At 66.1% G+C, this 13,530-nt stretch carries 13 protein-coding genes; 6 read left to right on the top strand and 7 right to left on the bottom strand.

All coding sequences use genetic code 11. From position 1 onward, the window contains the following. Positions 1–59: 59 nt before the first annotated feature. On the bottom strand, positions 60–500 hold the full coding sequence (locus ACFTSF_RS18350) for a PaaI family thioesterase (RefSeq protein WP_380154883.1): 441 nt from the start codon (positions 498–500) through the stop codon (positions 60–62). Between the two features lie 32 nt (positions 501–532). On the opposite strand from ACFTSF_RS18350, the gene ACFTSF_RS18345 reads away from it, so the two are divergent. Next, positions 533–1,273 (top strand): biotin/lipoate A/B protein ligase family protein, encoded by a 741-nt coding sequence (locus tag ACFTSF_RS18345; RefSeq protein WP_380154882.1) that lies wholly within the window; start codon positions 533–535, stop codon positions 1,271–1,273. On the opposite strand, the gene ACFTSF_RS18340 is transcribed toward ACFTSF_RS18345, so the two are convergent. Both ACFTSF_RS18340 and ACFTSF_RS18335 read right to left on the bottom strand, forming a co-directional pair. Beyond that, positions 1,270–2,454 (bottom strand): MFS transporter, encoded by a 1,185-nt coding sequence (locus ACFTSF_RS18340; protein ID WP_380154881.1) that lies wholly within the window; start codon positions 2,452–2,454, stop codon positions 1,270–1,272. The genes ACFTSF_RS18345 and ACFTSF_RS18340 overlap by 4 nt on opposite strands. A gap of 25 nt (positions 2,455–2,479) precedes the next feature. Next, positions 2,480–3,073 (bottom strand): TetR/AcrR family transcriptional regulator, encoded by a 594-nt coding sequence (locus tag ACFTSF_RS18335; protein ID WP_380154880.1) that lies wholly within the window; start codon positions 3,071–3,073, stop codon positions 2,480–2,482. Between the two features lie 46 nt (positions 3,074–3,119). Between ACFTSF_RS18335 and ACFTSF_RS18330 the strand changes: the two genes are divergently transcribed. Continuing rightward, complete coding sequence (locus tag ACFTSF_RS18330) at positions 3,120–3,536, top strand: VOC family protein (RefSeq protein ID WP_380154879.1); 417 nt, start codon at positions 3,120–3,122, stop codon at positions 3,534–3,536. A gap of 23 nt (positions 3,537–3,559) precedes the next feature. Beyond that, positions 3,560–4,477: a 2-dehydropantoate 2-reductase gene (locus tag ACFTSF_RS18325; RefSeq protein WP_380154878.1), complete on the top strand. Its 918-nt coding sequence runs from the start codon at positions 3,560–3,562 to the stop codon at positions 4,475–4,477. Here ACFTSF_RS18325 and ACFTSF_RS18320 read toward each other — a convergent pair. From ACFTSF_RS18320 to ACFTSF_RS18305, 4 genes are all read right to left on the bottom strand, one after another. Next, complete coding sequence (locus ACFTSF_RS18320; RefSeq protein ID WP_380154877.1) at positions 4,474–4,614, bottom strand: hypothetical protein; 141 nt, start codon at positions 4,612–4,614, stop codon at positions 4,474–4,476. The genes ACFTSF_RS18325 and ACFTSF_RS18320 overlap by 4 nt on opposite strands. A gap of 8 nt (positions 4,615–4,622) precedes the next feature. Then, positions 4,623–5,588, bottom strand: a complete 966-nt coding sequence (locus tag ACFTSF_RS18315) for a TIGR03557 family F420-dependent LLM class oxidoreductase (protein WP_380154876.1) — start codon at positions 5,586–5,588, stop codon at positions 4,623–4,625. Between the two features lie 62 nt (positions 5,589–5,650). After that, the gene (locus ACFTSF_RS18310) at positions 5,651–6,295 is read right to left on the bottom strand and encodes an HAD family hydrolase (RefSeq protein ID WP_380154875.1); all 645 of its coding nucleotides are present in this window, start codon (positions 6,293–6,295) and stop codon (positions 5,651–5,653) included. Between the two features lie 18 nt (positions 6,296–6,313). Beyond that, the gene (locus ACFTSF_RS18305; protein WP_380154874.1) at positions 6,314–7,201 is read right to left on the bottom strand and encodes a polysaccharide lyase; all 888 of its coding nucleotides are present in this window, start codon (positions 7,199–7,201) and stop codon (positions 6,314–6,316) included. A gap of 144 nt (positions 7,202–7,345) precedes the next feature. On the opposite strand from ACFTSF_RS18305, the gene ACFTSF_RS18300 reads away from it, so the two are divergent. The 3 genes from ACFTSF_RS18300 (at position 7,346) to ACFTSF_RS18290 (ending at position 13,486) form a co-directional block, all read left to right on the top strand. Further along, positions 7,346–8,449 (top strand): LacI family DNA-binding transcriptional regulator, encoded by a 1,104-nt coding sequence (locus ACFTSF_RS18300; protein ID WP_380154873.1) that lies wholly within the window; start codon positions 7,346–7,348, stop codon positions 8,447–8,449. A gap of 182 nt (positions 8,450–8,631) precedes the next feature. After that, positions 8,632–12,741, top strand: a complete 4,110-nt coding sequence (locus ACFTSF_RS18295) for an alginate lyase family protein (RefSeq protein WP_380154872.1) — start codon at positions 8,632–8,634, stop codon at positions 12,739–12,741. Further along, positions 12,734–13,486 (top strand): acyltransferase domain-containing protein, encoded by a 753-nt coding sequence (locus tag ACFTSF_RS18290; RefSeq protein WP_380154871.1) that lies wholly within the window; start codon positions 12,734–12,736, stop codon positions 13,484–13,486. Before ACFTSF_RS18295 ends, ACFTSF_RS18290 begins: the two co-directional genes overlap by 8 nt. The last annotated feature ends 44 nt before the right edge of the window (positions 13,487–13,530 follow it).

Raw genomic sequence — 13,530 nt, 5'->3', positions numbered from 1 at the left:
CCGGACCCCGAGACAATGCCTCTACGACCCCGACGAAATGTGTCTGAGCACTCAACGTTTCAGTGCTCCGGGCGGGCCGCGATCTGCATCAACGTCTGTTGCCCGACGGCCACCGACATGCGACGATCACCTTCCACTGCGAAGACCTCGAGCTGACAAACAGTCAACGTACGACCGGATTTGAGCACTTTGCCCACCGCTTCGAGGTACTCGCCTTCAGCCGGCGCCAGCAGGTTGATCTTGAACTCCACGGTCAGGACCGAATTGTCCGGAGCGAAGAGTGTGAGGCCGGCGTAGCCGCCTGCGCTGTCAGCGATGGCACTGGTCGCGCCGGCGTGGAAGTAGCCGTGCTGCTGAGTGACCTCGGGGCGCCGTGGCAACTCGATGTGCACACACCCCGGAGAAATGCGGGTCAGCCGCGCGCCGAGATGTTCCATCAGACCTTGGTGCTCGAAACTCGTGCGAACCCGTGCCTGGACCTCGGGGCTGGCCTCCTCCATGCAGGCACCCTAGGGCATGTCACCATTTCGAGGTGCATGTGTACTCGGGTCCTCTGCAACAAGGTGAAGAAGCACTAGAGCTCGCAGTCGCTCATGCGCTGGTACGACGAGCTTCGGACGGCTTTGTCGATGAGGCACTCCGGATCTATCGGCCGGCTGATCCGGTCGTGGTGTTCGGTCGCCGCGATACCCGGCTGCCGGGTTTCGCGGCCGCCGTACGGACTGCTCGCGAAGCTGGGTTCGAGCCGTTGGTGCGCGCGGTTGGCGGACGACCGGTCGCGTACACGACTGAGGCGCTGGTCGTTGACCACGTGCGAAGTGAGCGCCTCGCTCCGGATGGCATGGAGTCCCGCTTCGCACACTACGGCGACCTGTACGCCGGTGTGCTCCGCGATCTCGGGATCGACGCGCGAGTTGGCGCCGTACCGGGGGAGTACTGCCCGGGTGCGCACAGTGTCAACGCACGTGGCGTGGTGAAGCTGATCGGCACCGGACAACGCGTTGTGCGCAACGGCTGGTTGTTCAGCGCATTGATTGTCCTAGGCAACGATGACCAGCTGCGCCCGCTGCTGACGGAGATCTACCAGCACCTGGATCTCCCCTTCGACCCGGCCTCGGTCGGATCGGTGGAGACAGAGGCTCCAGGCCGCGCCAACTCCGTCGAGCTGCTACTCCGCGCCGCCTACGCACGCACCGCCGTTCTCGAGCCCGCAACCCTGGACGAGAGCACGCTCGCGCTGGCGGCCGACCTGGCGGCAGACCACCGCGCCTAGGCAGTCCGCTCTCGGGCGACTAGTAGGTGGAGTCCGAGGGTGAGGGCGAGGATCGTTGCGGCGACTGTTAGCAACGTGTGGGGTGCGGCGCCGGCGGCGAGGGTGATTCCGCCGAGGCCACCGCCTAGGGCGGCGCCGAGGGAGATGGCGCTGCCGTTGAGGGCCATCACGATGGCGGCTGAGTCCGGGGCGAGGCCGCCTAGGCGTGCTTGCTGGGGGACGGCGGCACCGCCGTTGCCGACGCCGGCTAGGAAGAACCAGATCAACCCCATCACGGCCGCCACGGTGACCGGCGCGAAGGTCAGGGCGACATCGCCGATGATCGAGTTCAGCAGGAGACCGGTCAGGACGACAGTCAGTACGCGGATCGGCGTGAAGCGATCGGTGAGGCGGCCGGTGACGGCGTTCCCGAGCATGCTGAACAGGCCGTAGCCGAACATGATCAGGATGATCATCCAGTCGGCCCGGAAGGTCGGTCCGAAGATCAGCGTCGCGTAGGTGAAGCAGGTGTAGCTGCTGCACAGGATGCCGACCGTGACGAGCAGACCAGCCAGCAGCCGAGGCTGTCGTAGCGGTCGAAGTCGGTCGGCCAAGGTCCCGGCCGGGAGGTGCAGTTCAGGCAGCCGAAGCATGATCCCGACCAACGCGATCGTGCCAACCACCGCCACCAGGATCATCGGGAAGCGCCAACTGGACTGCCCGATCACCAGCCCGACCGGCACACCGAGCGCGGTCGCGGTCATCCACCCACCGAGCACGAACGACAGCGCCTTCCCCCGATGCCGGATCGGAGTCTGCGCGATCACATACCCCAGGATCACCGCGTTCAGCAGACACCCACCGAGCGCCGCAATCACCCGACCACCAAAGGCGACCCCGTAGTTCGGTGCGAGAGCAACGACCAGGTTGCCGACGACAAACACCGCCAGCGACAGCGCGATCGTCCGCCGACGCTCCCACCGACTGGTCGCCGTACCAAGGATCGGAGCCGCGATAGCCGAGGTCAGTGCGAAGACGGTCATCAGCTGACCAGCCGCTGCCTCGCTGACCCGCAGGTCATCGGCAATCGCCGGCAACAGCCCCGCCAGCACATAACCGTCGATCCCGGTCGAGAACGCGGCCACCGCCAGCCAGATCAAGGTCCGGTACGAGACGCCGCGGTCTTCCTCAGTTTGCTCCACAAGCGCCTATCGAACCCTCGTCGGCTCACCCCGGCAAGCGCTCGCCCGCGTGCTGGGCAAGTACGCGGGCTGCTTCCGCCGCGCGCAAACCCGTTCGCACGCGGTCTGTAAGCACACCTTCACGCAGAAATGCGGCGAATCCGTGGGCTGTTGCGGCGATCGTATGAATCAGATCGACAGACGCGTCCGGGGTGGTTCGGAGCCGCTCGGCAGGCTCCCGCAGTACGTCGAGGACCTGCTGACCGGCCTCTTCCAGGCCGGGGTGGTCAGCCTTCACCAACCCGGCGCCGAAGGTCACATCGAACAACGCCTGCTGGTCGACCGCGAACTCGACGTACGCCGTGGCAAACCGAGCGAGCTGCTCGGCCGGGTCGGCGACCCCGGTCATCGCAGCGGCGAATCGCTCCCGCTGCTCCTGATAACTGCGCAGGGCGAGCGCCGCGAGCAGGGCTTCCTTGTTCGCGAAGTGCCGAAACGGCGCAGCCGCGCTGACCCCGGCCCGGCGACTCGCCTCGGCCAGCGAGAAGCCTTGGGGCCCGCGTTCGGCGACCAACTGGAGGGCGGCCTGCTCGAGCGCGTTCCGCAGATCACCGTGGTGATAGCCGGCCCGAGGAGTCATGGGATCGATGTTAACAGCATTAACTTCAAGTGCTACGCTCGTTGATGTGAATACCATTAACTTTGACCATGTCGGCCTGTCGGTGGCCGATCTCGACGCGCAGCGCGCCTTCTACGGACGTGCGCTGGGCCTGACATTCGTCGAGGAGGAGCTCGAGCTGCCGGAGGCGCAGGTCCGAACGGTGATCCTGCGGGCGGCCAACGGGCTGAAGCTCGAGCTGATCGAGCGGGGTGGTTCGGCGCCGCAGGAATTCGCCGATCCGTTCGCCGGAGCCGCCGTACAGGGGTATTTCCACTGGGCTCTGTCTGTTGATGATCTGGACGGGACCTTCGCGCAGTTGCTGGCGGCCGGGGCGTGCGAAGTCAGTCCGCCGGCGCCCGCGGCCCGGGCCGGGATGCGGTTCGCCTACGTGAAGGATCCGGAAGGTAATCTCCTCGAAATCGTCCAGCCCGCGGTGGCCTGATCGTCCTGTGCAAGGCTTGCCCCATGCGCATTGCGGTGATGGGGACGGGCGGGATCGGCGGGTACTTCGGTGGGCGGCTCGCGGCGGCGGGGCACGATGTTGCCTTCGTGGCGCGGGGTCGTCAGTTGGAGGCTTTGCGGGCGAATGGGTTGCGGGTGCAGAGCGAGCTTGGTGACTTGCATTTGCCGGCGGTTGAGGTGACGGATGATCCGTCCGAGTTGGCTCCGGCGGATGTCGTGTTGTTCGGCGTGAAGCTGTGGGACACCGAGGAGTCGGCTGCGCTGATCAAGCCGTTGCTGGGGGAGCAAACGGCGGTGATCTCGTTCCAGAACGGTGTGCAGAAGGACGACGTACTGCGTCGCATTCTCGGACCCGAGCATGTCGTCGGTGGGGTCGCGTACATCGCAGCGACGATCGCTGAGCCCGGTGTCATCAAGCACACGGGAACGCTGCAACGACTGGCCTTCGGCGAGTACGACGGGAGTGCGTCGGACCGCGTCGAGGCGTTCCGCGCGGCCTGTGCTGAGGCGGGTATTGATGTTGCTGTCAGCAACGAGATTGAGCGGACCATCTGGGAGAAGTTCGTCTTCCTGGTCGGCCTGTCCGGGATGACGACGAGTACCCGGACGCCGATCGGCGCGATTCGCAGCAACCCGCGGTCGCGGGCGTTCCTGCGGGACGTGATGGAGGAGGTCGTCCAGGTTGCTCGCGCGCACGGCGTACCGATCGCGGCCGACTTCGTCGACGACCGGCTGGCTTTCGTCGATCAGGCCCCGGCCGAGATGACGTCATCAATGCACCACGACCTCAACCGCGGTAACCGCCTCGAGGTCCAGTGGCTCAGTGGCGACGTCGTCGACCGGGGCCGTGCGCTCGGCGTACCGACTCCGTGCAACCGCGCGATCACCGACCTACTGGCTGTGCACGCGGACGGGCACTAGTCCTCCGGGAAGTGCGGGATTTGCTCGTCCGGGTTCTCGTCGGGTTGCGGCTCCGGAGCCGGGGTGGGCTCGACGTCGGGATCGGTGAGATCGGGCAACGGTTCGACGGGCGGGACCGGGATGGGATTGGTACTCATGATTCCTCCTAGGGGTGCCGGCGGCGGAGTTCAGGGAGCACTTCGGTGCGGTAGAGGTTCATCATGTCCACCGAGTGCGGGCCCATGTTCGCCACGTAGATCTCGTCGAAGCCGGCCTCGACGTACGGCGTGAAGGCGTCGACGTGGTCATCGGCCTTCGGGCCGCAGGTGACCGACTTGGCCGTCGCTTCCTTCGTGACGAGCTGACTCGCCTGCTCGAAATGGCGCGGCGAGGGCAGCACCTGGGCGAGCTCACCGGGGAGACCGGAGTTGCCCCAGATCCGGTGCGCCTGCTCGATGCCCTCGGCCTCGGTCGGTGCGTAGCTGACCTTGAATCCGGCCTGCGTGGGTTTGCTGCCACCGCCGTTGGTGCGGAACCGATCGACCAGCTCGGCATCGGGTGACGTGGTGATGTAGCCGTCCGCGATCCGGGCGGCGACATCGGTGGCCTCGGGACCGAAGCCGGACATGTAGATCGGCAGCGGCTGCTCGGGACGGGTGTAGATGCGGGCGGTGTCCACGGTGTAGTGCTTGCCGTGATGGGAGACGAACCCCTCCTCCGTCCACAACCGCCGCATCACCTCAACTGCTTCCTCCAGCATCTCCAGCCGGACGTCGACCGTCGGCCAGACCGTCCCGAGCACGTGCTCGTTCAGGGCTTCACCCGTCCCGATCCCGAGCCGGAACCGCCCGTTCAGCAGTACGGCGCTGGTCGCCGCGGCCTGGGCGATCACGGCCGGATGGATCCGCACCGTCGGGCACGTCACCGCGGTCGTCACCGGCAACTCGCACACCTGTGAGACCGCTCCGATCGCCGACCAGACGAAGGCACTCTGGCCCTGCTCGTCGTTCCACGGATGGAAGTGGTCACTGATCCACAAACCGTCGAATCCGGCGTCCTCGGCCATCCGCGCCTGCTCGATGAGCTGGGCGGGCGTGTACTCCTCGCTGGACAGGAAGTACCCGATCTTCACGCTCTCCTCCGATCACTGGGTACCGTGTCCGGTGCCCGTGACCCGAGGATCCATGCGTGGGGCTACTTCAGCAGCGCGACAGCTTCCTGGATGGAGTCCGTGACCAGGAACCCGGTCGCTTCCAGGGCGTCCCGGCTCATCGCGCCGGTGCTGACCAGGATGCTGCCCGCGCCGGCAGCCCGGGCCGCATCCGCATCGTCGACCACGTCACCGATCAGTACGACGTCGGCCGGGTCCAGGTTCTGCGCCTCGAGATGCCGGATCAGGCTGTCCGCCTTCGAACCGCCACCGACCTCGGCGACCAGCCCGTCGATCCGGGTGAAGTACGACGTCAGCCCGAACTCGCCGATCGTCGGGGTCAGCCGGTCGTGGAACCACATCGACAACAGCGACTGCGTCCGCCCGGACTCGGCCAGCCCCTTGAGCACATCCTGGGTGCCGTCCGCGAGCAGGGCTTCGGCGAGCAAAGCGTCGTACCGGTCGTGGTAGAGCTTGTCGACCTGCGCCCACTCCTCCTCGTCGAGGAGCCGCTTCAGGACCGACTCGTACGAGACGCGCATCGGCCGCGTGTACGCCGCCTGCCAGTCGGCCCACGTGATCGCTGTACCGCCGAAGCCCACGAACACCTCGTTGACCGCTGCCAGCACGATCTCGTTGTCGTGCAGCAAGGTGCCGTTCCAGTCCCAGACCACATGAGAGATCTTCACCGGCAGCAGTCTAAGTGTTCAGCAGGACGAGTTGAGTTCGCAGATGTCCGAGGCCTGGGTGGAGACCTTGAGGTCGTCGTACCAGATCCAGGAATCGTTGGCGGGGGCGAATTCGGCGGTCGCTCCACCGGCGAACGACGAGAAGTAGGCCTTGTCCACCTGGTCGCTGTTCTTGACGAAACGCAGGCCGGCGATGTTCGCGGCCGAGACGCCGTTGAACCAGACCTGGATCTGGCCGTCGGGGTTCGCCTCGCCGTTCGTCACGGTGTTCACCCGGAAGCGCTGGATCACGTTCACCCACGAGCCGCGCGGCCACTTGAACACGGTCCCCGAACTGTTGGTCAGATTGACGTAGTCGCCGTACTCGCCGTTGTGGTTCAGGCTGTAGTAGTAGATGGCCGCCTGCCCGCTGCTGCGCCAGATCAGCCGGGACGTGAAGCCGTTGTAGCCGTTACAGGGCTGGCCGCCGGAGCAGGACAAGCCACCGGCCAGGCCGACACCGACCTTGCCGGCGTACTGCGTTGTGCCCCAGCTGAAGTCGCTGCTGAACCGGACCCATTGGGACACGTAGTACTCGCGGGCCTTGGTCAGCTTGAACGGTGCTTGCGCGCCGGAATTCGCCGGACCGATCTGGCCTTTCGGGTAGAAGACCCGCAGCGATTTGGTGCCGTTGTGGTGGAAGTTCACGCCGTCGATCCAGGTCCGGGTGCTCATCCCTTCGTCCCAGTCGGCATTCCAGCCGTCGGTTGCCCAAGCGGCCCGGGTGTACGCCGATTGCGACGCCGGACGCTCGAACGTGTTGATCATCAGCGCGGAGGTCTGGCCGACGGCGGGAGCCTGGGCGAGACCTGCGGCCAGCAGGGTGAGGGCGGTGAGCAGTGCCACTGAGCGGATTCTTCGCCTCATGGGAAATCCTTCCATTGAGAGAATGAATAACCAGCGTTGCTGTGCCGCTCAGCGTGTGGCCTGCAACTTTTGCACGCAATAGCTCGCGATTCATTCCTAATACACGCCTTGACGGGGATTGAATCGGCTTCCACGATGTCCTCCATGGACGTTCCCCGCGGGATGAAGTTCCGGGCCTTGGCCGAGCAGTTGCGCGAGCAGATCGCGACCGGCGTCTGGACGGTCGGCGGCCGGTTGCCGACCGAGCCGGAGCTGGCCCGCTCGGCCGGCGTCGGCATCAACACCGTCCGACGGGCGGTCGACCTGCTGATCGAGGACGACATCGTCCAGCGGCGGCAGGGGTCCGGAACCTACGTGCTGGCGCAGCCGTCCGGCATTCGGCTGCAGCGCCGGTTCGTCGGCGTACTGGTGCCGTCGACGTCGTACTTCTACCCGAAGGTGATCGAGGGGATCGAGCGGGTACTGAGTGCGGCCGGGGTGCGGGTGATCCTGTCGAGTTCGGAGTACAACCTCGAGGTCGAGGCCGAGCAGACCCGCCAGCTGCTCCAGGCCGGCGTCGACGGACTCCTGCTGGTGCCGAACCTGCATCTGATGGACGACCCCGGGCTGTTCTTCGAGGACCTGCCTGAACTACCGGTCCCATACGTGCTGATCGAACGCCGGCCGCCCCATCCCACGCTGGACGACGCGACGCCGTACGTCTGCACCAACCACCAAGGCGGCGCGTACGCCGCAGTCCGGCACCTGACCGAGCTCGGCCACCAACGCATCGGCCACCTAGGCCGACTCCGGACTGGTACGGCGGATGCCGTGCAGGCCGGGTTCGACGCGGCGATCACGGAGTTCGGTCTGCCCGTGATCCCCGAGGTCAACCAGCGCCGCGAGATCTGGACCACTTCGGAGATCGCCTCGTACGCGAGGACTTGTGTCGACAACGAGGTGAGCGCCGTCTTCTGTCTAGGTGATCGTGATGCCTCGGCCCTGGTCTTGCACGCCCGCCGACTCGGACTCGATGTCCCTGGCGACCTCGCGATCGTTGCCTACGACGACGAAGTGGCCGACCTGGGGGAAGTGCCACTGACCGCTGTCTCACCCCCGAAGGCTGAAGTCGGTGCACTCGCCGCCGAGCTGCTACTGCGCCGCCTCACCCAGGGCGAGACCGCTCCCATTCATCAGGTCCAGCTGCGCCCGCGGCTGGTAATCCGCGCCTCCTGCGGCGCCGCAAGCCGAGAGCTGGTGGAGATGTGAGGCCCTACCTGCTGGCAGCCGCGTTGATCGCGGCCCTGCTACAACCCACGAGCGCGAGTGCAGCGCCATCCGAGGGTTCGGTGGCCTCCGGCAATTTTGTTGTGAACCCGGGGTTCGAGGCTGCAAACCCGGATGGATGGACACTCTCGACGGGTGCTGCGCTCGATTCCAGGACCTTGAAGGTGACCTCCAGTACTGGAACTACCTGGGAGGGCGCGAACTCTGCCTCGTTCGGACTCGACGGTCGGCGGACTGCTCGGGTGACGGTGTCCGGGCAGGTGAAACTCGACGGCGTCGTGCAAGGATCGTCAGCCGACAATGCGGCGAAGCTTTACATTGCGTTCGTCAATGCGGCGGGCGTGAAGAACTGGCAAGGCGTTCGGCTGCAAGGCACCCAGGACTGGACACTGCAGACCGCCACCTACGCCGTACCGGCTGGAACGGTGTCCGCGTTCGTCAGCGTGGCGCTTGATCGTGCGGTCGGCACAGTTCGGTTCGACGATCTGCGGGTCGACGCGAGTGCGCCGGTCAACCTGGTGACGAACCCCGGATTCGACACCACGACGAACGATCCGAACTGCCCGGCGGCCGGGTGGTGTACGCCGTACCTGAGTCAGGTCTACGACCTCAGCGAAGGCGCCATGCGGCTGAAAGGCGTGCCAGGGAAGAAGGTCGGCGGGTTCGTCACCACGCAGGTCGACCAGGCCGTCTGGCCGATAGTCACGGTCGCCGCGGACGTGCGGACCGATCAACTGGTGTCGTCGGACTTCACCGACGTACCGGGCGGGTTGCGGGTCAGCCTGAGCTTTTCGTACGTCGAGAACGGGCAGACCACCTACACGGGCTCATCGATCATCGCCGGGGTGATCACCGGCAGCCGCGGTTGGTCGCGCATCTCCGGGACCATGCGGTTGCCCGCCAAGACCAAGCGCATCCAGGTGATCCCGACAGTCACCAACGCGACCGGTACGGCGTGGATCGACAACGTGAGTGTCAGCACCGAATCGAACTGGGTGTCGCCGGACACGGTGACCAAGTCAGTTGCCGCAGGCTCCGAAGTTGTGCACTACACGACAATCACGAACCGCCGCGAGGTCGCCGACACGTTCCGACTCAAGCTCGACCAGTCGGCGTCGGCGCCGTACACGGCAAGGCTCGAAGCGGACTCGATCACCCTGGCTCCCGGCGCATCCACCCAGGTCAAGGTCTTCGTCACCGCCCCAGCAGGACAAGCGCCCGGTACGACGCGCGAGGTCAAACTACTCGCAACCCCCACCGGCGCTCCGGAGCTGACGCAGACAGCGTGGCTCCAGACAAAAGTCGCTGCAGCGGCAGCGCGTGGCGAGCAGCCGCAGGTGTTCAACACGGCTGGTGAGCTAGACGCGCTCCGGAAGAAGGTCGCCGACCAGGGCTGGGCGAAGGATGCCTTCGGCAAGGTGGTGAAGACCGAGGCGGACAACTGGTTGCCGCGTCCCCTCGACAAGACGATGTTCCACAATGCATGGACCGGCAATTACAAGTGTCCGGGCACGAACACGAGTCTGCGGTTCGACTACGACAAGCCGACCGAGCACACCTGCCCGATCGACGGAAAGGTGTACACCGGTGAGCCCTACGACAGCGCCTGGATCGAGACCTGGCACTACAACGCCGCCCAGGGCGCTGCGGATCTAGGCCTCGCGTATCAACTGACCGCGGATCCTCGTTATGCAGCAAAGGCACGAGACCTCCTGCAGTACTACGCCGACCAATTCGTCTCAGTCCCGCTGAACGGACTCTACGGCCGCGTGCACTATCAGGTACTGGACGAGGCCGTGTCGTCGATCGCGCTCGTCGATGCCTACGACCTGATCCACGACTCGCTGACACCGGCCGAGCGCGTGGATATCGAGCAGAACCTCCTCCGGCCGCTGGCCGACCTGATGACCTCCTGGCCGACGTCCACCTCGAACTTCCAGGCCTGGAACGACGCGGGCATCTACTCGATCGGCGCCGCGCTGAACGATTCGGCGTACAAGGACTATGCGCTGCACGACTCCGAGGACGGGCTGGAGTTCCTGCTGAACAACGCGCGGATGGACGACGGTTGGTGGTGGGAGGGATCGGCCAGCTACCACGTCTACGCACTGCAGGCGTTGACGAGTCTCGCGCTTGCGGCTCGCAGCGAGCACGACTACCTCGGCGATCCGCGGTTCAAGCAGATGTACACGACCTTGCTGCCCTACCTGTATCCGGATCTGACGGTTCCGGCGGCCGGTGACGGTGGCAACTGGGGCAGGCGGTTCGGCGTCAGCTTCACGCAGTTCGCCGAGTTCGCCTACGGCCAGTACGGCGATCCGCGATTCGCGGCCGCGCTCGACTTCGCGTACACGAATGCGAAGGTGCCGCGAACCGATCGGTGGGCACTCCGGTACGGCGCCGACAGCATCCCGCCGAGTTCCGGATTGCGAGTCGGGAGCACGAACTTCGCCAGTCTCGGTGAGGCCGTTCTGCAGTCCCACAACGGTCGCAACCTGGCCCCGAATGCCGGGCTGGAGGACGAGTCCACGGCGGCGGACGGCGTACCGGCGTACTGGAAGTTGGACGGCGCATCTTGGGCGACGGATGTCGTGATGGACGGGAAGCGCGCGGCGCGGGTGACTGCCGATCCGTCCGGCTGGCGTGGGTTGCGGCAGGACGTGCCGCTCGATGGGCGCCGGACGCCGACCATCCGGTTGTCGGCCATGGCCAAGACGTCGGCCGCGACGGCCGGTCGGTTGACGGCGAGCTTCCTCGACGGACACGGCAGGGTGTTGTCGACGAAGAGTGTGGCGTTGCGGCGTGACGCGGATTGGACGGCGTACGACGTCGATGCTGACGTTCCGGTGGCGACTCGGTCGGTCCGGCTCAGTCTCGGCAGCGACCGGGGGACCGGTGCGCTGTGGTTCGACCAGGTCGATCTGTGGACGAACCAGTTGCTGGTCGATGGTCAGCGCGAGGTTCCGGTGCAGGGCGGCAACGTCGGCTCGCTGACGCTGAGTGGAGCCGGCAAGGTCGAGCTGACCTTCCTCGACAAGGACGGCGCCGAACTGGGGACAAAGGCGGGGACGTCTAGGGTGCAGGCCGAGGTGCCGACGCAGACAGTCAAGGTGCGAACCTCAGCGGCCTCCCGAGCGGTGCTGAGCTTCGAGCATGGGATCGACGCATTCCAGGCGAACTATCTGCGACTCGACTACGGCATCGCGGGCGGTACCCACGGACATGCCGACAAGCTGCATCTGGATGTGGTCGGCGCTAGCGGGCTGCAGTCGACCGACCTCGGTCAGGTGTACGGCGCTTCCAACGCGGATCTGACCGAGAACTGGTATCGCGAGACGGTCTCGCACAACACGGTCGTGGTGGACGGGACGAGCCAGGACCGGAACCTGCGCGGCACTCTGAAGTACTTCGGCACCACGCCGCGGTTGCAGGTTGCGGATGCCGAGGTCAAGGGTGCATACGCCAGCGTCCCGGCGTTGAGTGACGTCGAGCTGGAACGCGCGGTGCTGATGACCGACGACTACTCGCTCGACGTTTTCGATGCCAAGGGCACCAAACCGCATCGGTTCGACCAGTCGTGGCACGGCGCTGGCTCGCTGACGATCGGGGCGGTGCCGATGAGTCCCGCGCCCTGCTGTGTTCTCGATCCGGACAACAAGAACTTCGGGTATCACCTGCTGAAAAATGTTGCCGAAGGCAAGGCTGTGGACGGTCGCTGGACCGGCACCTGGTCGAGCGGTCTGAAGCTGACCGCACTGGAGCCTTCGGCAACGACCGTCCTCCACGAGACCGGTCCCGGAACTGCCTCGACCGGTACGGCGATCCCGTTCGTACTGGCTCGCCGTGAGGGCGTGACGGCGACGCGGTATACGACTCTGCTCGAGACCGCGCCGACCGTGGCCGCCGTACAGCGGATTGCGGACGGGCACGTGCGGGTCGACCTGGCCGCTGGTGGTCGCGATGACCTGCTGTACGACGAGGGTTTCGCATTGATCAAGCGGACCCGGTCGGTGCAGAGTGTCGACATGCTGCGGCGAACGTCGGTCGTCGTCGACGGCCGGACGTATGTCGAGGCGTCGCGGAGGTTGGACAACGCCTCGATCGAATACGCCGGGGACACCGTGCGGATCGACGTACGGCGGTCTGCTGTGGCGCCGGCCCCTGCCACGCTGAGGATCTATGCGCCGGACGCCCGGACCGTGACGGTGAACAACCAGCCGGCCAAGGCTGTGCCGGCGGGCGGTGGGTACGTGAAGGTCGTCGTGAATGCGTGAACTGATGGATTGGGTCGGGATTCCGGCAACGGAACAGGCCGCAGTCCTCGCGTCGCCGCCGGACGAGCAGCAGCTCGCGGCGGCGGTCGCGGAACTGCGGCGCGATCTCGGCACCCTCGAAAGCCGGGCCTGGCCGGCCGACAGCGGGACGCTGCCGTTGTACGCCTACCTGACGATCCTGCCCGAGGTGCTCGCGTGGCATGCGGCACGTGGGGTTCCCCGCGAGATCTCACAGGCGACGATGCGGCAGCTCGGTTCCCGAGTCCGCGACGGCGAGCTCATCCGCCCGTACTGGTTCGCCCGCCACTTCCGCGGCAGCCTCTACCGCATCGGCCGACTCCAGTTCGACCGAACCACCCGACACGGCGAAGCGATCCTCGACATCCACATCCCGGGCGGCGAGCCGCTCACCCCCGAGGCCTGTGACTCCTCACTGACCGCGGCCCGCCCGTTCTTCGCCAGACACTTCCCGGCCGAGGAATACAAACGAGCCTTCTGTACCTCCTGGCTCCTCGACCCCCAACTGGCCGACTACCTACCGGAGGACTCCAACATCCTCCGCTTCCAACGCCGCTTCACCCCCGAAACAGTCGTTTCCCAGGCCGACGACGACGTCACCACCTTCGTCTTCGATCTCCCGCCCGGCGCTGACCTACCCCGCCGTACCACCCTCGAACGAGCCATCGCCGACCACCTTGCCAACGGCAACCACTGGCACCACGTCACCGGCTGGCTCCCCCTCTGACCCGCTTCGGTACGGGAGAGGTCAGCCGCTTCGGCGGCGCAGCG

Origin of the sequence: Kribbella sp. NPDC056951 (assembly GCF_042674205.1) — a bacterium.
Lineage (GTDB): Bacteria > Actinomycetota > Actinomycetes > Propionibacteriales > Kribbellaceae > Kribbella > Kribbella yunnanensis.
This window is presented reverse-complemented; position numbering and strand designations above follow the sequence as displayed.

Coding starts and splice junctions, on each gene's coding strand:
- ACFTSF_RS18350 (WP_380154883.1), bottom strand. CDS start 500: ATGGAGGAGGCCAGCCCCGAGGTCCAGGCACGGGTTCGCACGAGTTTC.
- ACFTSF_RS18335 (WP_380154880.1), bottom strand. CDS start 3,073: ATGACTCCTCGGGCCGGCTATCACCACGGTGATCTGCGGAACGCGCTC.
- ACFTSF_RS18325 (WP_380154878.1), top strand. CDS start 3,560: ATGCGCATTGCGGTGATGGGGACGGGCGGGATCGGCGGGTACTTCGGT.
- ACFTSF_RS18320 (WP_380154877.1), bottom strand. CDS start 4,614: ATGAGTACCAATCCCATCCCGGTCCCGCCCGTCGAACCGTTGCCCGAT.
- ACFTSF_RS18305 (WP_380154874.1), bottom strand. CDS start 7,201: ATGAGGCGAAGAATCCGCTCAGTGGCACTGCTCACCGCCCTCACCCTG.
- ACFTSF_RS18300 (WP_380154873.1), top strand. CDS start 7,346: ATGGACGTTCCCCGCGGGATGAAGTTCCGGGCCTTGGCCGAGCAGTTG.
- ACFTSF_RS18290 (WP_380154871.1), top strand. CDS start 12,734: ATGCGTGAACTGATGGATTGGGTCGGGATTCCGGCAACGGAACAGGCC.